A 26,150-nucleotide genomic window follows, 5' to 3' on the forward strand; every position below is an offset into this window, starting at 1 on the left:
AGATCCTTAAATAAGTTGTTTTTTTCTAGCACGGCGTTTATGACGGCGCACAAAACGAGTAATCCGCCACGCATGCACAATAGAATAAGAATATAAGAAAAACAGAGAAACGAAAGAGAGAAACATCACCCATTGGTTCCAATAATAGACTTCCCCCAGCACGCCAAAAGCGGCACAAAGTGCTGAGCCAAATGTGATTACGGCAAGCGCTTGGCGGGAAGAAAGGCCTGCACGCATCATCAAATGATGGATATGCAAGCGATCTGGACGGAAGGGGCTTTTTCCTTTTTTTAGACGGCGGAAGAAGACGGCTACCATATCAATTAATGGTACAGCAATCAGCCATAAGCCCGTAATTGGGCTAATTGGGTGGCCCTGTCCCTGCGTACTAAGGAGCAGAATCCAAATAATGGTAAAGCCAATTAACGTACTTCCTGAATCGCCCATAAAGACTTTCCATCTTGCTCCAAACAGACTTAAATTAAACAGTGCATAGGGAAGTAATACTAAGATAATTGCTAGGCACCAACCGGCAATATTGTATTGCCCATCAAGATACATTAATGTGCCTAACCCAGCAAAACTGACACTAGATAAACCCGCTAGTAGGCCATCAATCCCATCAATCATATTGAAAGCATTAATTACACCAATGGTGATAAACACGGTGAGAACAATGCCTAATGCACCGATTTCTAGACTAAATGGGGCGATGAGCTGTCCGAGATTTTCGATAGATAAACCGCTATAAATCATTGCGCCAGCAAGCAGAGCTTGGATCCCCGCACGTAAAAATGGGCTGATGTCGAAACGATCATCTAGTACTCCAATGACTAATAAGATCGTTAAAGCGCTTAGATAAAGTTCGGGTAATCGCATTTGTTGCCATTCTAAAAGATAGAAAGCTAGGTTACCAAGATAGAGGGCGATGCCACCGATAAGTGGGATAACGCCTTGGTGGCGTTTACGGAAATTGGGCTTATCGACTAAGCCTATCTTTTCGGCAACAGGACGCATAGCCATCAGTGTAATAAAGGACACTGATAATACTGCGAGAAATGTTAGCCACATAGTTGAAAATACCCAAATAAAAGACAGAAAAACGGTGGTTAGCATAGCATAAGAACAGCATAAAGTAGAGAGTAGGCTAAGGAAAATCAGGTGAGATTAGAGTAGAATAGCTCGGTTGCCTAATTTAATCGCTTGTATGAGGAGTATAGAATGAAATTTAAACTTATTGGGTTTGATCTTGATGGAACATTGGTAGATAGTTTACCTGATCTGGCTTTATCGCTAAATTCAGCATTGAGCGAATTTGCATTACCGAATGCACCAGAAGAGTTGGTACTCACTTGGATTGGGAATGGAGCTGATATCTTGTTAGCAAGAGCGCTAGAATGGACAGGAAGATCTGATGAATTTCAAGGTGAAAAACTACAACAATTAAAGCAGTGTTTTAGCAGCCATTACGGTAAAAATGTGTGTAATAAAAGCCGTTTATATCCAAATGTGCGGGAAACATTAGAAGCTCTGCATAGCAAGGGCTATCTACTCGCCGTAGTCACCAATAAACCTACAAAACATGTCTTGCCAGTATTAAAAGCATTTAAAATTGATCATTTATTTGTAGAAAGCCTCGGTGGGCAGTCACTCCCCGTAATTAAACCACACCCTGCGCCGCTCTATTATTTGTGTGGAAAATTTGGTTTATATCCATATGAGATGCTTTTTGTAGGAGATTCTAAGAACGATATCCTTGCTGCAAAAGCGGTGGGGTGTCAAAGTGTTGGGCTCACCTATGGCTATAATTACAATTTGCCAATTGCCGATAGTCAGCCTGATTATGTATTTGATGATTTCGCAAAATTAGTAGAGATCGTGTAGCGTTGTGCCAAGTAAATTTCCCTTATTAGGGATACGAGGCTTCGGAGTGTGCATTTGCAAAATATGTTAGTAATGTCACCGCTTGTTATCTGCTTTTCTCAAGATAATTCAGACCACTTTTACTTGGTCGTCTATTTAAAGAGTGATATTTCAGGCGATGGTATTATTCTTTGAATTGTAGCCAATAAAAAACCCTGCTAAATGCAGGGTTCTTAAATAGCTTCTGAAGATTATTCAGCAATGATGCTTACATATTTGCGATTTTTATCGCCTTTTACTTCAAATTTTACTTTACCATCAGCAGTTGCGAATAAAGTGTGGTCTTTACCCATACCTACGTTTTGACCTGCGTGGAATTTAGTACCACGTTGACGAACGATGATGCTGCCTGCTAATACTGATTCGCCACCGAAACGTTTAACACCAAGGCGTTTAGCTTCAGAATCACGACCGTTACGAGTTGAACCACCAGCTTTTTTAGTTGCCATCTTCTAGATCTCCTCTGAAATTATGCTTGAATACCAGTGATTTTCACTTCGGTGAACCACTGACGATGACCTTGTTGTTTACGGCTGTGTTTACGACGACGGAATTTAACGATGCGAACTTTTTCGCCACGACCGTGTGCAACCACTTCTGCCACTACTTTACCACCAGCAACAACTGGGGTACCGATTTTAACATCTTCACCGTTAACGACCATCAACACTGAATCGAATTCAACTTTCTCACCAGTTGCTACTTCAAGTTTTTCTAAACGAACAACTTGACCTTCACTTACTCGGTGTTGTTTGCCGCCACTTTGGAAAACTGCGTACATATTTACTCCGCTAATTTGTGCCATTTGCTTATCCATAAGGGTTTGCGCTAGGCACGCTTAAATTCATACAAAATAGGGCGACAATTCTACGCAAAAAGAAGATTGAGAGCAAGCAAGATTTGCAGAAATTTTGTAGATTTTAACCGCTTGTTGGAAAAAATGACTTAATTTGCGTTCCAAACGCCATTCACCACGGTACCAATCACTTTAAATTGATTGTCAAAAACAGCGATATTAGCGATTTTTCCAACTTCAATAGACCCTAATTTATCCTCAATCTGAATGGCTTTGGCAGGATAAAGCGTACACATTCGGATCGCTTCTTCAAGAGAAATATCACAATGCTGGATCACATTGCGGATCGATTCGATCATGGTGATCGAAGCTCCCCCTAAAGCTCCAAATTCATCAACACATTTGCCATCAATGACTTTAACAACTTTGCCCACAAAGATAAACTGCTCAATGTTCGCTCCAGCAGCGGCGGTAGAATCCGTCACAATAATGAGCTTATCGCCCTTAGCTTTTTTCGCAATACGGATATTACCCCAATCAACATGTAAACCATCGACGATGATACCTGCGTAAATATCACTATCCAATACTGCCCCAACGACACCACCTTCACGCCCACTACTTACTGGCGACATCGCATTATGCAGATGGGTCGCAAATCCTACACCTTGCTCAATGCGTGCTTTGGTTTGTGCGTAGGTTGCATTGGAATGCCCAACGGAAACAATAATACCTGCATCTTTTAATTTCGGTAAATAATCCATTGTGGCATTTTCAGCAGCAATGGTCATTTTGGTGATGACATCGCTATTTTTGCAAAAAAAGTCGATCATTTCAGCGCTTGCTTCGCGGATATATTCGGGGCGATGCACACCTTTTTTGGCAACGCTTAAATAAGGCCCTTCTAAATGCAGCCCTAATGCCTGATTTTGGTATTGGGATAAATATTCACGCATGGTTTGTACCGCCCTTTTCATACCTTCATCAGTATCGGTGATAAAGGTAGGTAAATAGCTGGTACAGCCTGATTTCAAATTAGTTTCCTGCATAATTTCGAGTGTGCGAACGGTGGTGTCCTCATTAAACATCACCCCTCCACAGCCATTGAGTTGCAGATCAATAAAACCTGCTGAAAGATTTGCGCCTTGTAGATCGATTCGCGTGATCTCATGTGGTAGCCTTTCTTGTGGCACAATCGCGGCAATTTTATCGTCTTGAATTATTACTGCATGCTGATATAGCACCTTTTCGCCGGTATAAATAACGCAGTTGCTTAACGCATAATGGGTCATAATTTATCCTTTTTAACGAGCGATATTTTGCTCTAACTGTTTGAAATATTTGACGGTTTTTACTTTCAGTTCTTGAGTAGCTGGCTCATCGCAGACAATAATTGCTCGGCGGTGAAGTTGTAGCGCAGAAATTGTCCATAAATGATTCACCGGCCCTTCTACCCCTGCTTGTAACGCCAGTGCTTTATTATAGCCTGTAACTAACAATAAGACCTCTTCTGCATCAAGTAAAGTTCCCACACCAACAGTTAAGGCAAATTTTGGCACCTGATTAATATCATCGTCAAAGAAGCGAGAATTGGCGAGCAAAGTATCTTCGGTGAGTGTTTTGATTCGAGTTCGCGAGCTAAGTGAAGAGGCTGGCTCATTGAAAGCGATATGCCCATCAACACCCACCCCCCCCATAAAGAGATGAATTTTTCCATATGCACGGATTTTTGCTTCATAACGTGCACATTCTGCTTCAATATCTTCGGCCATGCCATTTAGCAAATTGATATTCGCTTCAGGAATATCAATATATTGGAAGAAATTTTTGTACATAAAAGTGTGATAACTTTCAGGATGATCGGCAGGCAAACCCACGTATTCATCCATATTAAACGTCACCACATGTTTAAAGCTGACCTTACCTGCTTGGTAGAGCTTAATGAGTTCTTGGTAAGTTGCCAATGGCGTACCGCCGGTTGGTAAGCCTAAGACAAATGGTTTTTCAGCTGTTGGCTGGAAAGCATTGATTTTATCAGCGATGTAACGAGCAGCCCAGCGGCTGACTTGTTCTGCGCTATCTAATGGTACTAAACGCATAATTTCTTCCTCATAATAGTAATTTGAAATAAAACTTCATAAATTTGGATTATAGAAGAAATTTTGCTTCAGTAATGGTTAATCTTACAAAAATTTGAAGTAAATCACATTTATCGTGTTTGGATTAAACGACTTACTACTTGCCCTGCACTTTTCTCTTTTAAAATTTGCCAATTTTCAGGTAGAGATAGCGGTGCATGTGTTTTTTCCGTCTCCACATAAATTAATGCATTTTCCGCAAGCCAGCCGTTTTCTGCTAATGATTGCAAGACTTGAGGGACAAAACCTTGATGGAAAGGGGGGTCGATAAACACAATGTCAAAAGGCGCTTCGCTATTTTTTTGAGCAAGAAACAGCAAACTATCGGTGTTAAAAACTTTGCCTTTTTCGGTTTTTAACGCCTGTAAATTCTTTTTAAGTTGATTAGCCGCATTTGCAAATTTTTCAAGAAAAACCACCGCTTGTGCTTGGCGAGATAAGGCCTCAATCCCAAGTGAGCCACTGCCTGCAAAGCAGTCTAAGCAACGGCTTTCTGCAATATCCATCATCAACCAATTAAAGAGAGTCTCCTTTACTCGGTCGGTGGTTGGACGTAGCCCTTCGGCGTTTAATACGGGCAATTTACGCCCACGCCAAAGCCCTGCGATGATTCGAACTTCGCCTAATGCCTGTTTTTGTTGTGGATTTCGATTTTTTTTCATACTCAATTTATTGTAAATAGTGGTAAACTCTTGCGTAATTGTGTTTAGTGTATTCCATTTTTAGTGAAAAATGGATTTTTAATTTTAGAGAGAAAAAAATGGCAGAAGAGAAGAAAAAAGGTTTTTGGTCGTGGTTAGGCTTCGGTAAAAAGGAAGAACAGGCTGAAACCGTAGCAACGATTGAGGAAGAAAGTGAAGGAATTGCTTTACCACAAGACGAAGCCGTAGGGGCGGAAAATGTCCACCCGAGCGAGCCAGAAATCACAGATGTTGCTGATGATGAAAATGGGCGTATGCCATACGCCTCTACAGAACCACTGGGAGAGCAAGCGCTTGAAATTTCAGAAAATTCTGCAAATGCTTCTGAAGAGATTACAACCAACGAAGAAACCACAGGGGCGGAAAATGTACGCCCAAGCGAACGAGAAACAACCGATTTGGTTGATGATGAAAATGGGCGTATGCCATACGCCCCTACAGAACCACTGGAAGAGCAAGCGGTTGAAATTTCAGAAAATTCTGCAAATGCTTCTGAAGAGATTACAACCAGCGAAGAAAACGTAGGGGTGGAAAATGTACGCCCAAGCGAACGAGAAATAACTGATGTAGTTGATGATGAAAATGGGCGTATGCCATACGCCCCTACAGAACCACTGGAAGAGCAAGCGCTTGAAATTTCAGAAAATTCTGCAAAATCAAATGAGCCTGAAACCCAAGAAAAACCAAGTGAAGGTGGTTTTTTCAGTCGCCTCATTAAAGGATTAATTAAAACTAAACAAAATATCGGTTCTGGTTTCCGCAATCTTTTCCGTGGCAAAAAAATTGATGATGATCTCTTTGAAGAATTAGAGGAACAGCTCTTAATTGCTGACCTTGGTATGCCAACGACTACCAAAATCATCAATAATCTCACTCAACATGCTACCAAAGCTCAACTGCGTGATGCAGAGCAACTTTATGTCAAACTCAAAGACGAGTTAGCTGAAGTATTAAAACCTGTGGCTCAGCCATTGGTGCTAGAAAATAAAAAGCCTTATGTGATTTTGATGGTAGGTGTGAATGGCGTGGGCAAAACGACAACTATTGGCAAACTGGCACGTAAATTCCAAGCAGAAGGCAAATCGGTGATGCTTGCCGCTGGCGATACTTTCCGCGCTGCGGCTGTGGAGCAATTACAAGTTTGGGGTGAGCGTAATCAGATTCCTGTCGTTGCTCAAGCAACTGGGGCTGATTCAGCTTCGGTGATTTTCGATGCAATGCAATCGGCGGCGGCGAAAGGTATTGATGTGCTGATTGCGGATACAGCAGGACGTTTGCAGAATAAAAATAACTTGATGGATGAGCTGAAAAAAATCGTGCGAGTCATGAAAAAATATGATGAGACTGCACCACATGAAATTATGCTGACGCTTGATGCTGGTACTGGGCAGAATGCAATTAGCCAAGCGAAACTGTTTAATGAGGCGGTAGGGCTAACAGGTATTACGCTGACTAAATTAGATGGTACAGCAAAAGGTGGTGTCATTTTTGCGATTGCCGATCAATTTAATATTCCGATTCGCTATATCGGTGTAGGTGAGAAAATTGATGATTTACGTCCATTCAATGCTGAAGAATTTATCGAAGCGTTATTTAGTCATGAGGATGAAAAATAATGATCAAATTTAGCAACGTGAGTAAAGTCTATAAAGGCGGTGGAAAGCCCGCTTTACAAGGAATTAGCTTCCATTTGCCGAAAGGAGAAATGGCATATATTACTGGGCATTCGGGGGCGGGGAAAACCACGTTGCTGAAATTGATTATGGGCATTGAGCGTGCCAATGGTGGGCAGATAGTGTTTAATGGGCATGATATTACTCGCCTCACGGAGCACGAGCTGCCGTTTTTACGTCGCCAAATTGGTATGGTGCATCAAAATTATAGTCTACTGACTGATCGTTCAGTATTAGATAATGTGGCCTTACCGCTGATTATTATGGGACAGAGCCAAACTATTGTAGAACGTGAAGCAAAAATGGCGCTCAAACTTGTCGGATTAGAAAATAAGGCAAACTTTTTACCGATGCATTTGTCTGGCGGTGAACAACAGCGAGTGGATATTGCTAGAGCAATCGTGCATCGCCCTCAGTTACTGTTGGCTGATGAGCCAACAGGGAATTTAGACGACCGTTTATCCTTTGAGATTTTCCGTTTATTTGAAGAGATCAACAAAACAGGCACAACGGTGCTCATTGCCACCCACGATACGCATATTATTGCCCAACGTCCAAAACCACGTTTGGAGCTAGAAGAAGGCTATTTGAAGTAAGGAAAGAATATGAATTTCTTGAGTATGCAAACACGTTATATTTTACGCTCCGTCTGGCAAGATCTGCTCAAACGCAAATTTGCGACCTTTCTTACCGTACTCGTGATTGCGGTATCATTAACGATTCCTACCGTGAGTTATTTATTGTGGAAAAATACCTCTCAGGCGGTATCACAATTTTATCCTGAACCAGAATTGACCATCTATCTGCACAAGAATCTAGCAGAACACGATGTAAATGCAGTGGTTGAGAATATTCGTCGTTTTGAAAATGAGAAGATGGAAAATTTACACTACATTTCTCGTCAGCAAAGTATGGAAGAATTTCGAGCTTGGTCGGCAACCTTAAGTGATGCGTTGGATATTTTAGATGATAATCCTCTGCCAGCCGTAGTGGTACTTAAGCCTAAAAAAGCGTTTCGTTCGACCAATCACATGATTACTTTCCGCGATGGTTTACAACAGATTAAAGGCGTACAAGATGTGCGATTAGATAATGACTGGATAGCCAAGTTGGCGGCACTCAGCACCTTGATTGCTCGCGTTGCTATTACTTGTACGCTGCTGATGTTCTTTGCCGTCTTTTTGGTGATTAGCAATAGCGTACGTTCGGATGTAGCAAATCGCCGAGCATCAATTGATGTGATGCAGCTATTGGGGGCAACCGACTACTTTATTTCTCGCCCGTTTGTTTATGTGGCAATGATATACGGCTTTTTAGGTAGCTTACTGGCAATGTTATTTAGCATGATGACGATCAGTTATTTTACTGGGGTAGTGCGTTATGTGGCGGATATGTTCACCGTTAAATTTGAGATTCATGGTTTCAATGCCAGTGAGATGCTCCTTATTGTGGTGAGTAGCGTTTTCTTAGGCTGGCTCTCGGCAAACATTGCTACAAATCGCTATATTCAAAAAATAGGTGGGCGTTATTAAGTAAAAGCAAGCGCTTGAAAATGCGCAATAATTTGCAAAAAGGCTGAGCTCGCTCAGCCTTTTTTAGGTTTTAGAATTTATAACTTACACTTGCATTAATGTTCCGTCCTGCACCGTAGTAGCAGTAGTTATCACAAGCTGCAACATAACGGCGGTCTCCGACATTATCTGCATTAACTTGTAATGCAATGCCATTTTTAAATTGGTAGCGTGCCATTAAATCTACCACTGTTGCACTTGGTACACGCACACTTGGGTAAATTGCATAATCTTTTTGTCCCACACTAGAACCAATATGGCGAATGCCAGCTCCGAGCATTAAACCTTCGAAGGCACCAGAGAAGTTATAAGCTGTACGAGCAGATAATGTATTTTTGGGCAGTAATGGACGACGTACATTTCCGACAGGTGTTTGTGAGTAGGCTTGTAGATAAGTATAAGCCATGCCTAAATTCCAGTTATTGGTCAGATTAACATCGGCTTGTAATTCTATCCCACGGCGACGAATAGGATCTTCGCTGCTAACGGTTGCCCCTCTATCACGAGACACTAATGCTCCTGTATCTTTTGCTTGGAAAGTAGCAATAGAAATTGTGCCATCTAGCCAAGTTGGAAGGTATTTTATGCCTACTTCATATTGTTTCGTTGTTTGTGGACTGTAGAGTTTATTTACCCCGCTTATCCCAACGGGCATATGGAATGCTTCACTGTATGAAAGATACGGATTAATCCCAACAGCAGATTCATACATCAATGAATATGAGTAAGATGTTTCATTATATTTTGCCTCTTCGGCTAATTGATATTCTTTAATCTTTGCACGGTCGTGGCGAATGCCCAACCCTAGCACTAGGTTCTCTGCAAAACGGCTTTGATTTTGTAGATAGAAGCCGAATTGTTGAGCTTTGAGATTCACATGTGGTGCTGTACTCACATCTTGTGCTTGATTATAACCTGCGGTTGGATTTGAAATATCTGCTTCTGAAGTTGTTCCAAATAAAGTATAACGGGCATCGACATTTTGATAGCGATAGTCAGTGCCGATCACTAAAGTATTTTTGAACCAATTAGTAATATTTGCGTTCCAGGTTAAGTGATTATCGGCGGTGTGTGATTTCGCTTTACCATCATTGAAGACAACGCCACGGATCACGCTATAATTATTTGCACTTGGAGTGATTAGATTCCAAGTGGCATCGTAAGCAGACGGATAGATGTATGAACCTCGGTGGAAATTATCAATATGGCTATAACGATAGCGAGAATTAATGCTTAAGCCGTTAGCAAAATCGTGGGCAAATTCATACCCTACGCTATATTGGCGGTTAGTTTCGGTATCATTTACAGGGTCACCAAAATTTGCCGAGCGAGAAATATAACCATTTGGCGATGCAATAACAGTGCCTTCCTGTGGTAAGAAATTGGAACTCGGGATACCGTGATCACGCTGATAATTAGCAAGCAAAGTTAAGCGCGTACGCTCTGTCAGATCAAATTCCACACTCGGCGCAATATAAATTGTTTCATTTTTCGTATTATCTGATTGCCCATCTTTACCACCATAGTAACCTACAAAACGATAACGAGCATTTTCCGCAAACTGTCCTGTATAATCAGCACCAATACCATACTGAGTATTATTACCAATATTCAGTTTTAACTCGCCTTGCCCTACTTGTTCTTTATGTGGACGTTTAGAAACATAGTTAATTAAACCACCAGATTGCGCAGCTCCGAAAGTCATCGCATCAGCCCCTTTGGTGATTTCCACTGCTTCTAAGCCAAAACTATTCACATAAGGATTAAAGAAACCATAGCTAAATGTAGGTAAACCATCCACCGCTTGTGAAACGTCTGCTCCACGTACACGCAACCAGTTGGTATTAGTATCTTCACCAAAAATTTGATTTGCAAAACCTGCTTGGTAACGGGCAATTTCGTCCACTTTATTCACCGCTTGTTGATCGAGCATTTCACGGTTTATTGCCACTGCGGATTTTGCTTGATGAACAGGCACTTCCCCCATACGGTACATTGAACCACCAGAAACGGTAATTTCATCTAAATGGGCAATCTCTTCATTTGCCATTGCAGGCAGTGCAATAGCAACAAAAATAGCTTGTGAAAGTGCGGAAATCGCAAAGTTTTTTTTCATTTTTTGTCCTTAAAAATGTTGTTAAGAAAATGATAAGGTAAATTAGTCATTTAAATGTCGTATTTGGTTGTAGGGGCGGACCGATGTGTCCGCCCATTTTATTTTGTGGTTAATTTATTGGTGCATAATGCACCAGCATCAATTATTAAATTCTTCTCACCATCAATAAAAAATAAGTTCCCCCAATCAATGTCGCCACTAAACCTGCTGGAATTTCATAAGGGAAGAGTATTTGTCTGCCAAGAAAATCGGCAAATACCATCATCAATCCGCCTAATAACGCAGAGATAAACAGCTGGCTGCGTACCTGTGTTGCCCCTAAAAAATGGCTGATTTGCGGCACGAGCAAACCAATAAAACTTAATGGCCCGATCATCAATGTGGCGAGAGCCGTTAATAACGCACTAAACAGAATTAACACTAAACGGCTATGTTTGATATTCAGCCCCAATGCCTGTGCGGTTGGGACTTGCAAAGAGAATAATGCTAACCAACGGCTAAAGAGCAAACTGATGCCCCATAATGCCATTGCAACACCTAAAAACGGTAAAGCAAATGAGAGCGTTGCTTGTTGTGTTGAACCCGATGTCCAGCTGAGTAGCTGTAATGCACGCAAATCACCGCTAGCAATCGCAAGGCGTTGTAAACTATCAAATAATGCCGAAAGGCTAATCCCTGTCAGTAATACTTTTTCGGGTAACATACCATTACGTTGGTTAATCAACATAATCACTAATAGTGCAACAACCGCACCAATAATGCCTGCTAACCCAAATAGGCTTTGATGTTCACTTGTTGATACAAAAAGTAAAATCAAAATGCCGATACTTGTCCCTGATGAGACCCCTAATAATTCAGGGCTTGCCATCGGATTGAGTGTTAGCCGTTGCAAAATAACCCCTGCCACCGCCAACAAGATGCCCACAGCAAAGGCAACTAAAATGCGTGGTATGCGAAGGGCGATTAACTCTGGCGAGTATGACCAAGTCCAACCTGTTGCACTGCGACCAAATAGAAAAGCTATCAGTAATGTGATGATAAAAAGTGCAATCAGCCCATAGGCGGTTTGTTTGGTAAAACGTTGCGTTATCCGTTGCCCTTGTTCGGTGAATCGCCCTGTATGAGCAAGGCTACGAAACATCAACCATAACAATAGCGGCGTGCCGATCAGTGCCGTTACCGCCCCAGTAGGTAAATGGATCGCATAGTAGTGAGCAATCAGTTGCAAGCCGAGATCGGTAATAGCGAGTAATAGCCCACCTAACAAAAATGCACCAAGTAGTTGCCCTTTAAAATGTTGTACGCCAAGTTGGCGAATTAACGTCGCCGCAGCCAAGCCAACAAAGCCCAGCATACCGACTTTACTCACGACAGCTGCAATAAGCAATGCACTGATGAAGACCCCAATTAAACGTAATTTGGCGACTGGCACCCCCAAACTTTGAGCGTTATTATCATTCAACGACAACATACTAAATGGGCGAATCAACATTATCATTAACCCAAGTGGTATAACCGCTTGCAATGCTAATAATTGACTGTCCCACCAGCTTTCTTGCACTAGCGAACCCGCCCCCCATTGAGCAAGCCCCCTGCTCTCTTCGGGGTAAAACAACATCATCAAGGCAGAAAATGAGCCAAAATAGAGATTGACCACTAATCCTGCCAGAATGAGTAAGAGGGGAGAAAGGGTTTTACGCATAGCTAAACCGAGTACCAACAATAAACTCAATCCAGCACCAATCAAAGCAATAACGCTCGCACCATATTCCAGCCAACTCGGCATAAAAATTGCCGTTAAAAAAAGTGCGAACTGCGAGCCTGCACTGATCCCGAGTGTATTATCCGAAGCCAAAGGATTATTCATTATCTGCTGTAAAAGCAAACTTGCCACACCAAGTAGCCCACCAGCGAGCAATGCCATCACAATACGAGGTAGGGTATAGTTTTGCAGCAAAAGCAGATCGAGATTTTCACTTGAGGAAAATAGGGCAAACAAAGATAAATTGGTTGGCAAAATAGCGGAAAGTAGCCAAATAAAAAGTGCGACAAATACCACTTGCAAGATCGCCACGCTAGCGAGCGCAAAATACGAATATGACAGACGCAAGCGTTGCGTCCCGACATTTTTATTTTTTACCATTGCTCACCACCATTCAATAATCCGTCCGCTAAACTTTCCGCAAATCGCTGTGCAGACGGTACCCCACCAAATGTCCAAATGGCAGGTAAAATCAACGGATCTTTTGCCAAAGGCAATTTTTGCCAAAGCGTATTGTGTTTTAATGCGGTTTCAATGTTGGTAGGGTAAGGCTTTATCACCACTAAACGGCTATTTTTCGGCAATTTTGCCAACTGAGTGATCTCAATGTTTTCAAAGCCCCAAAAATTCACCTCTGTTTGCCAAGCGTTCATCAAGCCTAACTGGTTTAATACCTCACCAAAAGGGCTATTTTTGCCATAAATTCGCAGATGACGACTATCTGCAAATTGCACCAGTGCTATCGGGCGAGTTTGATAAGGCTGAACAAGCGGTTGGATTTCCGCTATTTTTTGCGAAAAATCGTTAATCAACTGTTCGGCTTGTTTGGGTTTGCCAATGTGCTTCGCCACTTGGCGAGTCGCAGTGAGAATATTCTGCCATGCATTACCTGCCTGATAAAAATCCACGATCTCTACTGTGCCAAATCGGTTTAAGTTTGTGGTGGTTTTGGCATAAAACGAGGTATTGATAAACACCAGTTCACCCTGTTGTTTCAACGCCAAAAGCTGTTCCAAATTAGGTTGTAAACGCACACCTAGATCCACCGTTTCATCAGGCAAAGCTGGGTGGTTTACCCACACCCGATAGCTCGGCTTATCTCCCACTGCAATTGGTTTTTCCCCCAGTGCAATTAAAGTTTCAGCCACCGTCCAGTCTAGGGTGGCGATTTTGGCGAAAAGGGGATTTGCAAAGAATAAGGATAAAACGACCGCTATGAGCTTGATTTGCACCGATCTGATCCCCCTCTTTAGCAAAGAGGGGTTAGGGGAGATTTGGCAGAAGTCATTTCCGAAGAAAGCGAGTGTTTTTAAATCTCCCTCCCGCCCCTCTTTTTCAAAGAGGGGAGCTTGTTTTGTACTTAATTTCAACATCAATAAAAACTCACTGGGCGTTTAGTTTGTGGGTGTTCAATCACATTCAACTCAATACCATAAATCGCTTTGAGTGATGGTGAATTAACAATTTGATGGGCATTGCCTTCGGCAAGCAGCTTTCCGCTGTGTAGGGCAATAAGATGATCGCAGTAGCGAGCGGCAAGGTTAATATCGTGAATCACGATAATCACGCCTAAATTGAGTTCTCGGCTGAGTTTATGAATCAGTTCCATAACTTCCACTTGATGAGCAATGTCTAACGCGGCTAGTGGTTCATCAAGCAATAAAAATTGGCTCTGCTGAGCCAGCAACATCGCTAGCCAAACACGAGAACGCTCACCACCTGATAAAACATCTATATTCTGATTGGCAAATTTTTCCGTGTGCGTTAAAGCGAGTGCTTGCTCAATGGCTTGGCGGTCTGCATTACTTTCTCGCCCAAATAAACCTTGATGAGCATAACGCCCCATCGCAACGAGTTCTCGTGCGGTTAAGTTGGTGGCATTGGGTAAATGTTGTGGCAGATAGGCAACGTGGCGAGCAAATTCACGGCTTGACCAACGTGCAAGCGGTCGGTTTTGGAAAAAAATCTGCCCTGTTGACATCGCTTGTTGCTTAGCAAGCAGTTTGATCAGCGTGGACTTACCTGAACCATTGTGCCCAATTAAACCGTAGATTTTGCCTTGCTCAAAGGTAAGTGAAATAGGCTGTAGCAGGGGACGCTCAGGAATGGCAAAACTAGCTTGCTCCACAGTAAACACAATGACTCCATGTCAAAATAAAAAACGTTCCCATTTTAATTAAAAACGATTGCGCTTTGAAGTCTTTTCTCTTTTTGTAAAATTTTGTGGATTTCTGGGCGCTTGTAAATCAGTTATACTGCGAACAGATTTCACATTTGAAGAGTATCAGGATGAAATACAAAAATTTACGTGATTTTTTGGCATTACTGGAGCAAAAAGGCGAACTTAAACGTATTTACCAAGAAATCGATCCTTATTTGGAAATGACCGAAATTGCTGACCGTACATTGCGTATGGGCGGACCGGCGTTACTGTTTGAAAATCCAAAGGGCTATGATATGCCTGTGCTGTGCAATCTGTTTGGTACGCCAAAGCGTGTGGCAATGGGTATGGGACAGGAAGACGTTTCCTCTTTGCGTGATCTGGGGAAATTACTGGCCTTTTTGAAAGAGCCTGAACCGCCGAAAGGATTTAAAGATCTGATTGGGCAGTTGCCTCAATGGAAGCAAATTCTCAATATGCCAAGTAAAATATTAGGCAAAGCGGAATGTCAGCAAGTTGTGCTATCGGGCGATGATGTTGATCTCTATAAATTGCCGATTATGCACTGTTGGCAGGGCGATGTTGCCCCATTGGTAACGTGGGGGCTCACCATTACCAAAGGGCCACTTAAAAAACGCTTGAATTTAGGCATTTATCGTCAGCAATTGATAGGTAAAAATAAACTGATTATGCGGTGGCTTTCCCATCGTGGAGGGGCATTAGATTTTCAAGAATGGAAAGAAACGCACCCGAATGAGCCGTTTCCAGTGTCTGTCGCATTGGGGGCAGATCCTGCGACCATTCTTGCGGCGGTGACTCCTGTGCCAGATACATTGTCGGAATATGCATTTGCAGGGCTGTTGCGAGGCAATAAAACGGAAACCGTCAAGTCAGTCAGTAATGATTTGGAAGTGCCAGCCAGTGCGGAAATTGTGTTAGAGGGCTATATTGATCCAAATGAAACGGCATTGGAAGGCCCTTATGGCGACCACACAGGTTATTACAACGAGCAAGAATACTTCCCTGTGTTTACGGTAACGCATATCACAATGCGTAAAGATCCGATTTACCACAGCACCTACACGGGCAGACCGCCTGATGAACCTGCGGTATTAGGTGAAGCGTTAAATGAAGTGTTTATTCCGATTTTGCAAAAGCAATTCCCTGAAATTGTGGATTTCTATTTACCGCCAGAGGGCTGTTCTTATCGCCTTGCGGTAGTCACGATTAAGAAACAGTACGCAGGGCATGCTAAGCGTGTGATGATGGGGGTCTGGTCGTTTTTACGTCAGTTTATGTACACTAAATTTGTGATTGTGTGTGATGATGATGTGAACGCCCGAGATTGGAAAGATGTGATTTGGGCGATCACGACCCGTTGCGATCCTGCACGAGATACCACAATGATTGAACACACCCCGATTGATTACTTGGATTTCGCATCCCCTATCGCAGGGCTTGGCTCAAAAATGGGGATTGATGCCACCAACAAGTGGGCAGGTGAAACCAACCGAGAATGGGGCGTGCCAATTAAAAAAGATCCTGATGTGGTGAAACGCATTGATGAAATTTGGGACGATTTGCAGATTTTTACGGAAAAATAATCGCTTGTTTAACTAAAAGCCGCTATACTTGACCGCTTTTCAGCCTATCTGTTTTCGGGCTGGAAAGCGGTAGTTTTTTCGCTCTTTTTTGCAAAAATTGCAAAAGCGTTTTTTCACTCTCTAGATAGAAGGACTAAAAAAATTGGTTAAATTCGGTCGTACATTTTTTGCCAAAATATTGGCAACTGCGGTGGCTTTTTCTGCGTTAAGTGCACAAGCAGCAGAGAAACTCTATGTGTATAACTGGACGGAATATGTACCGTCATCGTTGCTTGAACAGTTTCAAAAAGAAACGGGCATTGAGGTGATTTATTCTACCTTTGAAAGCAATGAGGAAATGTATTCTAAATTAAAACTTTCTAATGGTGGCGGCTACGACATCGTTTTTCCATCAAGCTACTATGTGGGCAAAATGGCAAAAGAAGGCATGCTGGCAGAAATTGAGCATGCTAAATTAAGCAATTTTGCGAATGTGAGCAAAGAATTGATGGGCAAGCCGTTTGACCCTGAAAATAAATACTCTCTTCCTTATGTTTACGGCTTAACTGGAATTGGAGTGAATACCGCTGAAATCGACTCAAGTAGCTTAAATAGCTGGGGCGATTTGTGGAGAAAAGAATTCAAAGGCAAAGTGTTGCTAATGAATGACGCGCGTGAAGTATTCCATATCGCTTTGTTGTTAGATGGCAAATCGCCAAATACACAAGACGAAACGGAAATTAAAGCCGCTTACGAGCGTTTACAAAAACTCGTGCCAAATGTGTTGGTGTTTAATTCAGACTCGCCAGAAATGCCTTATTTACAGGGGGAAGTGGCAGTTGGAATGCAATGGACAGGTTCGGCACACCGTGCGAAAAGCGAAAATCCAGATATTCAATTTATTTTCCCAAAAGAAGGGGCGGTAGTTTGGATGGATAATTACGCAATTCCAAAACAGGCAAAAAACAAGGAAGCAGCACATAAGTTTATCGACTTTTTGTTGCGTCCTGAAAGCGCCAAAGAGGTGATCGAAACAATGGGATTCTCAATGCCGAATGAAGCAGTAAAAGCAATTTTACCTGTAGAAACGGTTGAAGATCCGTTAGTTTTTCCACCGATTGAAGAAATTGAAAAAGGTATTTTGCAAGCAGATGTTGGCGAAGCTGTCGATATTTATGAGAAATACTGGAACTTACTCAGAACACAAAAATAGAGGTTTTAAATGTCAGCTCCAAATTCAGGAACTAACCCGGCTCCGCTCGGTTTATGCGGTTTTGCTTTAACCACTTTCTTATTAAGCTTAATTAACAATGGCACATTCAGTGGCGAAAATGTGGGCTTAGTATTAGCCATGGGCTTTGCTTTTGGCGGTACGGCACAGATGATCGCAGGGATGTTTGAGTTTGCCAAAGGTAATACTTTTGGTTTTACGGCATTTACTAGCTATGGCGCATTCTGGTGGTCTTTCGCACTGTTTAAAGTATTCTTTGCTGAAGGTGTATCTGCTGATTTTGTGGGTTGGTACTTGATTGCATGGGGAACATTCACGTTGATGATGTTTATCGGTACTTTAGCAAAAGCACGCGCATTACAAGCCATTTTCCTGTTCTTAACCGTTACATTCTATCTCCTTGCTTGGGGGGATTTCTCTGGTAGTAAAGCGATCACTCACATTGGTGGTAACTTTGGCTTAATCACAGCTTTCTTAGCGTTTTATTTAGCGGCAGCTGATATTATTAACGAAAGTTTTGGTCGCACAGTATTACCAATCGGTGAGCCGAAATAATTTTGTAAATTTTTACCTAAAAATGACCGCTTACAGTGCTTTGCTGTAAGCGGTTTTTTTGTGATTTTTTGATAATTTTTTTGTTAGAAAAAAATAAAATATAGAGATTTTTGACGAAATTTCCCATAAAAATATGAACCAGATCACATTTTTAGTGAAACTAACTTGCTCATAGCCCAGAAAGTTTTAGAATTCGCTCCAATTTCACTCTATTTGAGATGAAAATCCTTTTTGTTTTTAATCATCCTAAGGAGCATACGATGAGCATTGCTATCATCATAGCAACCCACGGTGTCGCCGCAGAGCAGCTTCTCAAAACCACTGAGATGTTGATTGGTGAGCAAAGCGATGTAGCTTACATTGACTTTGTTGCCGGTGAAAATGCGGAAACTATTATGGGTAAATATCAGGAAAAACTCAGCACAGAACTCGCTCACTGCGATGAAGTGTTGTTTTTGGTAGATATGTGGGGCGGTAGCCCGTTTAATGCCGCAAACCGTGTAATTGACGGTAAAACTAACATGGATATCGTTGCAGGTGTCAATATTCCAATGTTGGTGAATACCTGTATGGCACGTGATGACGTAGAAACCCTTGCCGAATTAGTGGAGGTGGCATTGGAATCTGGGTTAAGCGGTGTGCGTTCGCTCAACTTCCAACCAGCAGAAAAAACGGAAGCTGCGTCACAGCCAGCAGCAACAGAAACAGCTCCTGCACAGCCACTAAAAGAAGGTAATTTAGTCGTTGGTCTCGCTCGTATTGATGACCGTTTAATTCATGGTCAGGTTGCTACTCGCTGGACTAAAGAGAGCCGAGTTTCTCGCATTGTGGTTGTCAGCGATGAAGTTGCGAAAGATAAAGTGCGCACGCAAATGCTGAAAAGTGTTGCGCCACCGGGTGTAACAGCACACGTAGTGGATGTTCAGAAGATGATTCGTGTTTGGAATAACCCTGAATATGCCGATGAGCGTATGATGTTACTCTTTACTAATCCAACTGATGTTCTTGCATTACTTGAGGCCGGTGTAGATATTAAATCGGTGAATATCGGTGGTATGGCATACCGTGAAGGTAAACAGATGATCACTAGCGCTGTTTCAGTAGATGATAAAGACATTGCTGCATTTAAAGCGATTGATGCAATGAATATTGAGCTGGATGTGCGTAAAGTATCAAATGATAGCCGTCAATATATGATGGATCTGTTAAAAGCGAAAAATCTAATCTAAGGAAATTATTATGGAAATTTCTGCAATTCAAATTGTACTTGTATTTTTGGTTGCCTGTATCTCTGGTATGGGTTCAATTCTTGACGAATGGCAAACACACCGTCCACTGATTGCTTGTACCTTAATTGGTATCGTATTAGGCGATATGAAAACCGGCATTATTGTTGGCGGTTCATTAGAATTATTGGCTTTAGGCTGGATGAACATTGGTGCGGCACTTGCTCCTGATGCAGCATTAGCTTCTGTAGTTTCTACTATCTTGGTTATCGTAGGTGGTCAAGATATTTCAACAGGTATTGCAATTGCGATTCCGCTTGCTGCTGCAGGTCAAGTATTAACTTATGTGGTGCGTGCAATCACTGTTGGTTTCCAACACGCAGCGGATAAATCAATTGAAGATGGTAACTTAAACCGTTTAGACTGGATTCATCGTGGTGCATTGTTATTACAAGCGATGCGTATCGCAATCCCTGCGCTATTAGTTGCATTAACTGCAGGCACAGATACTGTTCAAACCATGCTTGCGGCGATCCCTGATGTGGTAACTACAGGTCTGAAAATTGCAGGTGGTTTCATTGCTGTAGTGGGTTATGCGATGGTAATCAATATGATGCGTGCAGGTCACTTAATGCCATTCTTCTATGCAGGTTTTGTGGTTGCGGCATTTACCGATTTCAACCTTGTCGCATTAGGGGTAATCGGCACCATTATGGCAATCATCTACATTCAACTTCACCCGAAATATAACAAAAGCCAAGTTGTACAAGTAGTAAACAGCAACAACGGCGCAGACAACCGTTTAGACTAAGAGGGCATTTAAAATGACAACAGAAATCAAAAAAGTAACTCAAAGCGATTTGAATGCCGTTGTACGCCGTTCAAACTTATTCCAAGGCTCGTGGAACTTTGAGCGTATGCAAGCACTTGGTTTTGCTTACTCAATGGTACCTGTAATTAAACGTTTATATCCAGATCCAAATTCACAAGAACGTAAAGATGCGATTAAACGCCACCTTGAATTCTTTAATACTCAACCATTCGTTGCTGCACCTGTACTTGGTGTAACCATTGCAATGGAAGAAGAGCGTGCTAATGGTAAAGAGATTGATGATGCAGCAATCAACGGTATCAAAGTCGGCTTAATGGGACCGCTTGCAGGCGTGGGTGATCCAATCTATTGGGGGACTGCACGTCCTGTCTTTGCTGCATTAGGTGCGGGTTTAGCGTTAAGTGGTAATATTCTCGGCCCAATCTTATTCTTCTTGCTATTTAACTTAGTGCGTTTAGGCACTCGTTACTATGGGGTAACCTATGGCTATAAAAAAGGCTTAGACGTGGTGCAAGACATGAGTGGCGGTTTACTACAAAAACTGACTGAAGGGGCATCAATTCTCGGCTTATTTATTATGGGGGCATTGGTGCAGAAATGGACAAGCATTAATGTACCATTCAAGGTAGCTGAAATTCAAATGCAAGATGGTTCAGTGAAAGTAGAAACGGTGCAAACTATTTTAGATAGCTTAATGCCAGGTTTACTGCCATTGTTATTAACATTCGCTTGTATGTGGTTGTTACGTAACCGTGTAAATGCACTCTGGATTATCATTGGTTTCTTTGCGATTGGTATCTTCGGTGCTTGGACTGGTATCCTTGCATAATCTCCACCAATTTAGACCGCTTGCATGCCAAGCGGTCTTTTTTCGTTAAAAATCTGCAAATTTGATATGACAAACACGATTCTTTTTCTAATTATTTTTGCCTGTTTAGCATATGCTATTTATGATCAATTTCTATTGTCTCGCTTAAATGGCGAAACAAAATTAGCAGTAAGTTTACAGCGCCAAACGATAGACGGCTGGATTTTATTTGGTTTAATTTTATTAACTGCTACACAAGGGTTAGCTGAAGGATTAAGCTCATTAACACTATTCTTATTGGCGGTATGTATTACACTTGCATTGTATGCCGTACTATTTCGTGAGCCCCGCTGGTTATTTAAAACGCAAGGGTTTTATTTGAATGCCCTTTTCATTGATTACAAGAAAATTCGCGCGGTGAATCAGGCTGAGTTTAAAAATAAGCCCGTATTTGTGATTGATTTAACCAATGGTAAGCGGTTATTTGCGCGTCTAAAAGTGCAAGAAGATGCAGAAAAAATTATTAAATTTTTAGCGAATGTGGGAGAAAAAGCATGATTTTTAAACTACAAGGGAGTTATCAACATTATGCATGGGGAGGCTCAGATTTTATTCCCTGCTGGCAACAGTTGGCTATGCAAACGCCTCATAAACCTTATGCAGAATATTGGCTTGGTGCTCACCCTTCATCACCTTCGTTGATTACAGCGGGGCAAGATTCCTTAGCGCTTGATCAGTTATTAGCTGCTCATCCTGAGCTACTTGGCACAAAAAGTCGCGAGCAATTTGGCGATGAGTTACCGTTTTTATTGAAAATTTTAGATGTTAAGCAACCCCTTTCAATTCAGCTTCATCCAACTAAAGCCCAAGCAGAGCAAGGATTTGAACGGGAAAATCAAGCGGGCATTGCATTGGATGCTCCAAATCGAACTTATAAAGATCGTAATCACAAACCAGAAATGATGATTGCCTTATCAGATTTTTGGTTATTGCATGGCTTTCAGCCGATTGAGCAGATTAAGGTGAATTTAAGTTGCCATCCAAGTTTGCAGCCGCTGAAAATATTGCTTGAAAACCAAGGGCTAGAAGCACTTTACAAGCAGATTATGCTGGCTGAACAAGCCAAACTCGCTGAATGGTTACTACCTATCATACACGCTCGAAAATCTGACTTTAACGCAGGGAAAATTGCTTTGCATGAGCCGGATTACTGGCTGCTTTATGCAATGCAAGCGATGGATATCCATGAGGAGAAATTAGATGCTGGCTTACTCTGTTTTTACTTATTTAATATTGTTAATGTGAAAAAAGGCGAAGGGATTTATCAAGGGGCAGGCTTGCCACATGCTTATTTACGCGGTCAGTGTATTGAATTGATGGCCGCTTCAGATAATGTGATTCGTGGTGGGCTTACACCAAAATATATTGATATTCCAGCACTCCTACAAACAGTGGACTATTGTGAAATTGTGCCGCAGCTGATTGCACCAGCGCCTCAAATAACGGGGCAGTGTTATCTTTATCCGACACCCGCGGCAAAAGATTTTGCGTTGCAACATTTGGCATTTGGTGCAAGTGAAGCTTATTCACAAGCCATTGAGAATGCAGCAATTTTATTGGTTATGGAAGGAATAATTGAAGCGAGTGAGCAGGATAATAGATACCGTTTAAAGCTGGGGGAAGCACTCTTTATCGGCGCTAACAGCACATTGAATTTGACTGTGCAACAAGCAGGATACGCGGTATTGGCGACTTTGCCATAACTATTTTGCATTTTTTGCAATAAAACAGACCGCTTGCGATTTCACAATCAACTTGAGTGCTTAAACATGGTGGAGCTACCGTATTTTGCCAATCTTTAGCTAAACAGATTTGAAGGATTAGCACCAGCCAAGCGCTGGTGCTATTTTTTTGATGAGTTTGTATCGTTTGGCCAGAAATCCAGCTCTTGCTTGTGGCGTGTTAAGCCTCAGGTCTTAGCAGGAATAAGCCTTGTTGAGAAAGTTGAACATATGCCTGTTGTATATTTGGATCAAAACCCTCTGGATTTGCATTCACCCAAAGCTCTGTGCCGCCCCAATCAGCGACCACTTCCCAGTGGTTGCCCATATACACTGCTTTTTTGATTTCACAGCGTTGTGCTTCTTCACCACTGCTAGCAAGGGTTACCGCTTCTGGGCGAATACCGACCAAGCATTTGCCATCAGATAAACCAAATTGAGCTGCATTTTCCACAGGATAGCGATGTCCATTAATGATGACGTTATCCTGTTGTAACTCCCCATTAAAAATACTACTTTCGCCCATAAAGTTCGCAAGGAAAAGCGAGTTAGGACGCTGATAAAGCTCTTTTGCAGGGGCTTTTTGCATAATTTTACCCTTGTTCATTACGATAACTTCATCTGAAACCGCAAAAGCTTCGGTTTGGTCGTGGGTAACATAAAGGGAAGTAATGCCTAAACGTTGTTGCAATTCACGGATTTTTTCACGCATTGAACGACGTAAGTTCGCATCAAGGTTACTTAACGGCTCATCAAAAAGTAATACTTTTGGTTTAAGCACTAACGCACGAGCCAGTGCCACACGTTGTTGCTGACCGCCTGAGATTTGATCCACATAGCGATCTTCAAAGCCCCCTAAGTCCACCAATTCCAACGCTTCTTTTACACGTTGTTCACGTTCTGCTTTATCCACGCCTTGCATTTTTAAGCCGTAGCCCACGTTATCACCAATAGACATATGTGGGAATAAAGCGTAAGACTGGAATACGATACAAATATCACGATTTTGGATTGAAGATTTAGTCACATCTTCGCCATCAATGAAAATTTGACCGCTTGTTGGATTTTCCAAACCTGCCACTAAGCGTAATACGGTGGTTTTACCGCAACCAGATGGGCCTAATAGGGTCACCATTGTGCCACGTTTGATCACTAAGTCTAAATTATCAATGACCGTTGCTTTACCGAATGATTTGGTAATGTTTTTTAATACTAAAAAATCGTTGTTCATAATTCAGTTCCTTCTAATTCATTTTTTTTGCTTTGGAACGAGAGATACGGGTGTCTCCTACAATCCAGTCAAAGAAGAGAATAATTGCCATCATCACCACAATGAGAATTGAGCCGTAAGCGATCGCAATACCATATTCGCCATCTTCTACTCGGTTTAAGATGTAAGCGGTTGCCACACGAGTATCCGCAGTAACCAAGAAGACTATCGCACTCACTGTTGTCATTGCACGTACGAAGCTGGTCACAAGCGCTGAGAGTAACGCAGGTTTGAGTAGCGGGAAAACGATAAACCAAATTGTTTTAAATGAGCTACCTTTGAGTGATAAAGAGGCTTCATCGAGTGATTTATCTAATTGTCCTAAACCTGCAATCGCTGCACGCATACCAATTGGTAAATCACGCATCACCATTGAGATGATAATAATGATACCAGTTCCTGTGATATACATTGGTGCATTGTTAAACGCAAGGATATAAGAGACCCCAGCTACAGTACCTGGTACCGCAAAGCAGAGCATGGTTAAAAATTCAAGGGTTTTCTTACCTTGGAAATCTTTACGCACCACGATATAAGCAATAAGTAAGCCGAATAATGCAGTAAGCGGTGCAGAAATACCTGCATAGATTAAAGTGTTGATGAGTGAAGGCCACGCACCATCGCTTAAACCTTGACCAAATAACATCGTATAGTTTTTCATGGTTAAGGTGTAATCCACACCCCAGTTCACGGTGAAGCTACCGTAGAAAATACTGCCGTAAAGTGCAAGGTTGAATGCAATCCAGAAAGCAAGCATGACCACAATGGTATATTTCAAGCCATTTGGTAATTCTTGCACATCACCACGATAAGATTTTCCTGACACCGTTACATAAGAGCGGTTACCAATCCAAATATATTGAATCACGAAAATCGCCAATGAGAAGATTAACAACATTGAACCAAGCGTACTTGCAGAGGCGTAATCTAATTGTGAGCCTGCGATGTAGAAGTAGATTTGGGTTGCGATCACGTCAAAGCTACCACCAAGTACCAATGGGTTACTAAAATCGGCAAGTGATTGAATAAATACAATTAAGAATGAGTTTGCCAATGCTGGACGAAGAAGAGGGAAAATGATGTTATAGAATGTTTGGTAACGGTTTGCACGCAAGGTGTAAGAGGCTTCTTCTACTGATGGGTGAATCGATTTCAACGCACCATCTAAAATCATAAATGACATTGGCGAGAAAGCGAGAATTTGTGCAATTGCAATCCCATTGAAACCATAAAGCCAGTTGCTGCTAAGACCAAACCAACTATTGAGCCATTCGGTTACATAGCCAGAACGACCTAGCATTAAGGTTACCCCTAAACCAACTACAAAAGGAGGAGTAACAATCGGTAAGATAGAGAAAATTTTACCAATAAATGCCGTACGGCGCGCAATACGAGTGGTATAAAGCGCAAACGCCAAACCAAATACCGTAGAGACCAAACCAACGAAAGAAGATAAGAACAGTGAATTACTGATTACCCGAACAATATAGCCTTGACTTAAAATCGTAACGACTTGCTCTGGTGCAAAGGTATCACCGTCGTAGAACATTGACACGAAAATCGCCAATGTTGGGTAAACGATAAAGAAGAAAATCAGCAAGATAATGCAAAGCAGTGATGCGATAATAAATTTATCGCCTTGCATCACTTTCAATTTGGCTAACGATAGAGTAGCAAGGGCTGTCAGTACCATAAACAGTACAACGATTGAATAGCCTAAGCTTACTTTTAGAATGCTTGCTGAAATAAAGACAAATAAAGCGTTAAATGCGATAAGAGCAAGCTCAGCTTTAGTCTGTTTTATGCTATCAAGCCCTAATGTGGGCAGAATAAAGAAAGCAAGCAGGGGCAAAAACCAAAGCTGTGTGATATTGATGGATGACCATCCCATTGCTGCTAAAAATTCATCCGAAGTGCTATCTAAAATACCGTAATCTAACGCAGTAGATGGTAGAACTAGAAATGCAATAAATGCAAGAATGACCCAAAAGGATGCTTTCTGTGTCATTGGTGTTTTTATACA

At 41.9% G+C, this 26,150-nt stretch carries 24 protein-coding genes; 12 read left to right on the top strand and 12 right to left on the bottom strand.

Annotated features, from left to right (window positions below; genetic code table 11):
- Positions 1–6: 6 nt before the first annotated feature.
- Positions 7–1,071 carry a UDP-N-acetylglucosamine--undecaprenyl-phosphate N-acetylglucosaminephosphotransferase gene (gene wecA / locus F542_RS01300; RefSeq protein WP_025266722.1) on the bottom strand — a complete coding sequence of 355 codons (1,065 nt, stop codon included), beginning with the start codon at positions 1,069–1,071 and terminating at the stop codon, positions 7–9.
- Between the two features lie 150 nt (positions 1,072–1,221).
- Between wecA and F542_RS01305 the strand changes: the two genes are divergently transcribed.
- Positions 1,222–1,884 (top strand): phosphoglycolate phosphatase, encoded by a 663-nt coding sequence (locus F542_RS01305; protein WP_015433403.1) that lies wholly within the window; start codon positions 1,222–1,224, stop codon positions 1,882–1,884.
- 230 nt (positions 1,885–2,114) lie between these two features.
- Here the strand turns inward: F542_RS01305 and rpmA are convergent, their stop codons facing one another.
- The 5 genes from rpmA to rsmD form a co-directional block, all read right to left on the bottom strand.
- Complete coding sequence (gene rpmA, locus F542_RS01310) at positions 2,115–2,372, bottom strand: 50S ribosomal protein L27 (protein WP_015433401.1); 258 nt, start codon at positions 2,370–2,372, stop codon at positions 2,115–2,117.
- A gap of 20 nt (positions 2,373–2,392) precedes the next feature.
- On the bottom strand, positions 2,393–2,704 hold the full coding sequence (gene rplU / locus F542_RS01315) for a 50S ribosomal protein L21 (protein ID WP_005711422.1): 312 nt from the start codon (positions 2,702–2,704) through the stop codon (positions 2,393–2,395).
- Positions 2,705–2,868: 164 nt separating this feature from the next.
- A complete protein-coding gene (gene nagA / locus F542_RS01320; protein WP_015433398.1) occupies positions 2,869–4,011 on the bottom strand; it encodes an N-acetylglucosamine-6-phosphate deacetylase in 1,143 nt (380 codons plus the stop codon).
- Positions 4,012–4,023: 12 nt separating this feature from the next.
- Positions 4,024–4,818, bottom strand: coding sequence for a glucosamine-6-phosphate deaminase (gene nagB, locus F542_RS01325; RefSeq protein WP_015433397.1), 795 nt, complete (start codon positions 4,816–4,818; stop codon positions 4,024–4,026).
- Between the two features lie 110 nt (positions 4,819–4,928).
- Positions 4,929–5,519 carry a 16S rRNA (guanine(966)-N(2))-methyltransferase RsmD gene (gene rsmD / locus F542_RS01330; protein WP_015433396.1) on the bottom strand — a complete coding sequence of 197 codons (591 nt, stop codon included), beginning with the start codon at positions 5,517–5,519 and terminating at the stop codon, positions 4,929–4,931.
- A gap of 98 nt (positions 5,520–5,617) precedes the next feature.
- Between rsmD and ftsY the strand changes: the two genes are divergently transcribed.
- The 3 genes from ftsY to ftsX are packed head-to-tail and all read left to right on the top strand — an operon-like array spanning position 5,618 to position 8,763.
- On the top strand, positions 5,618–7,174 hold the full coding sequence (gene ftsY / locus F542_RS01335) for a signal recognition particle-docking protein FtsY (protein ID WP_025266723.1): 1,557 nt from the start codon (positions 5,618–5,620) through the stop codon (positions 7,172–7,174).
- Positions 7,174–7,827 carry a cell division ATP-binding protein FtsE gene (ftsE, locus tag F542_RS01340; RefSeq protein ID WP_015433394.1) on the top strand — a complete coding sequence of 218 codons (654 nt, stop codon included), beginning with the start codon at positions 7,174–7,176 and terminating at the stop codon, positions 7,825–7,827. The genes ftsY and ftsE overlap by 1 nt, the downstream gene beginning before the upstream one ends.
- Positions 7,828–7,836: 9 nt before the next feature.
- Entirely contained in the window at positions 7,837–8,763 is a 927-nt protein-coding gene (gene ftsX / locus F542_RS01345) for a permease-like cell division protein FtsX (protein ID WP_015433393.1), read from the top strand.
- Between the two features lie 70 nt (positions 8,764–8,833).
- Here the strand turns inward: ftsX and F542_RS01350 are convergent, their stop codons facing one another.
- From F542_RS01350 to F542_RS01365, 4 genes are all read right to left on the bottom strand, one after another.
- Complete coding sequence (locus tag F542_RS01350) at positions 8,834–10,918, bottom strand: TonB-dependent siderophore receptor (protein WP_015433392.1); 2,085 nt, start codon at positions 10,916–10,918, stop codon at positions 8,834–8,836.
- Positions 10,919–11,063: 145 nt separating this feature from the next.
- Positions 11,064–13,061: a Fe(3+)-hydroxamate ABC transporter permease FhuB gene (gene fhuB, locus F542_RS01355; protein ID WP_025266724.1), complete on the bottom strand. Its 1,998-nt coding sequence runs from the start codon at positions 13,059–13,061 to the stop codon at positions 11,064–11,066.
- Positions 13,055–13,912: an iron-siderophore ABC transporter substrate-binding protein gene (locus F542_RS01360; RefSeq protein WP_025266725.1), complete on the bottom strand. Its 858-nt coding sequence runs from the start codon at positions 13,910–13,912 to the stop codon at positions 13,055–13,057. The genes fhuB and F542_RS01360 overlap by 7 nt, the downstream gene beginning before the upstream one ends.
- Positions 13,913–14,052: 140 nt before the next feature.
- A complete protein-coding gene (locus F542_RS01365) occupies positions 14,053–14,817 on the bottom strand; it encodes an ABC transporter ATP-binding protein (protein ID WP_025266726.1) in 765 nt (254 codons plus the stop codon).
- Positions 14,818–14,969: 152 nt separating this feature from the next.
- On the opposite strand from F542_RS01365, the gene ubiD reads away from it, so the two are divergent.
- The 8 genes from ubiD to manA all read left to right on the top strand — a co-directional run bounded on the left by ubiD (position 14,970) and on the right by manA (position 22,839).
- A complete protein-coding gene (gene ubiD, locus F542_RS01370) occupies positions 14,970–16,445 on the top strand; it encodes a 4-hydroxy-3-polyprenylbenzoate decarboxylase (RefSeq protein WP_025266727.1) in 1,476 nt (491 codons plus the stop codon).
- A 142-nt stretch (positions 16,446–16,587) separates the two neighbouring features.
- On the top strand, positions 16,588–17,637 hold the full coding sequence (locus F542_RS01375; protein ID WP_015433387.1) for an extracellular solute-binding protein: 1,050 nt from the start codon (positions 16,588–16,590) through the stop codon (positions 17,635–17,637).
- A gap of 9 nt (positions 17,638–17,646) precedes the next feature.
- Entirely contained in the window at positions 17,647–18,210 is a 564-nt protein-coding gene (locus F542_RS01380) for an acetate uptake transporter (protein ID WP_025266728.1), read from the top strand.
- A gap of 260 nt (positions 18,211–18,470) precedes the next feature.
- Entirely contained in the window at positions 18,471–19,439 is a 969-nt protein-coding gene (manX, locus tag F542_RS01385; RefSeq protein ID WP_025266729.1) for a PTS mannose transporter subunit IIAB, read from the top strand.
- Between the two features lie 10 nt (positions 19,440–19,449).
- Positions 19,450–20,247 carry a PTS mannose/fructose/sorbose transporter subunit IIC gene (locus F542_RS01390; protein ID WP_015433384.1) on the top strand — a complete coding sequence of 266 codons (798 nt, stop codon included), beginning with the start codon at positions 19,450–19,452 and terminating at the stop codon, positions 20,245–20,247.
- Between the two features lie 13 nt (positions 20,248–20,260).
- On the top strand, positions 20,261–21,097 hold the full coding sequence (locus F542_RS01395; RefSeq protein WP_015433383.1) for a PTS mannose transporter subunit IID: 837 nt from the start codon (positions 20,261–20,263) through the stop codon (positions 21,095–21,097).
- A gap of 66 nt (positions 21,098–21,163) precedes the next feature.
- Positions 21,164–21,634: a DUF986 domain-containing protein gene (locus F542_RS01400; protein WP_025266730.1), complete on the top strand. Its 471-nt coding sequence runs from the start codon at positions 21,164–21,166 to the stop codon at positions 21,632–21,634.
- Positions 21,631–22,839: a mannose-6-phosphate isomerase, class I gene (gene manA, locus F542_RS01405; RefSeq protein ID WP_025266731.1), complete on the top strand. Its 1,209-nt coding sequence runs from the start codon at positions 21,631–21,633 to the stop codon at positions 22,837–22,839. The genes F542_RS01400 and manA overlap by 4 nt, the downstream gene beginning before the upstream one ends.
- 199 nt (positions 22,840–23,038) lie before the next feature.
- Here manA and fbpC read toward each other — a convergent pair whose 3' ends face one another.
- On the bottom strand, positions 23,039–24,088 hold the full coding sequence (fbpC, locus tag F542_RS01410; protein ID WP_015433380.1) for a ferric ABC transporter ATP-binding protein: 1,050 nt from the start codon (positions 24,086–24,088) through the stop codon (positions 23,039–23,041).
- 13 nt (positions 24,089–24,101) lie between these two features.
- Positions 24,102–26,135, bottom strand: coding sequence for an ABC transporter permease (locus F542_RS01415; RefSeq protein WP_407636810.1), 2,034 nt, complete (start codon positions 26,133–26,135; stop codon positions 24,102–24,104).
- Positions 26,136–26,150: the final 15 nt, after the last annotated feature.

Source organism: Bibersteinia trehalosi USDA-ARS-USMARC-188 (assembly GCF_000521725.1).
Classification (GTDB): Bacteria; Pseudomonadota; Gammaproteobacteria; order Enterobacterales; family Pasteurellaceae; genus Bibersteinia; species Bibersteinia trehalosi.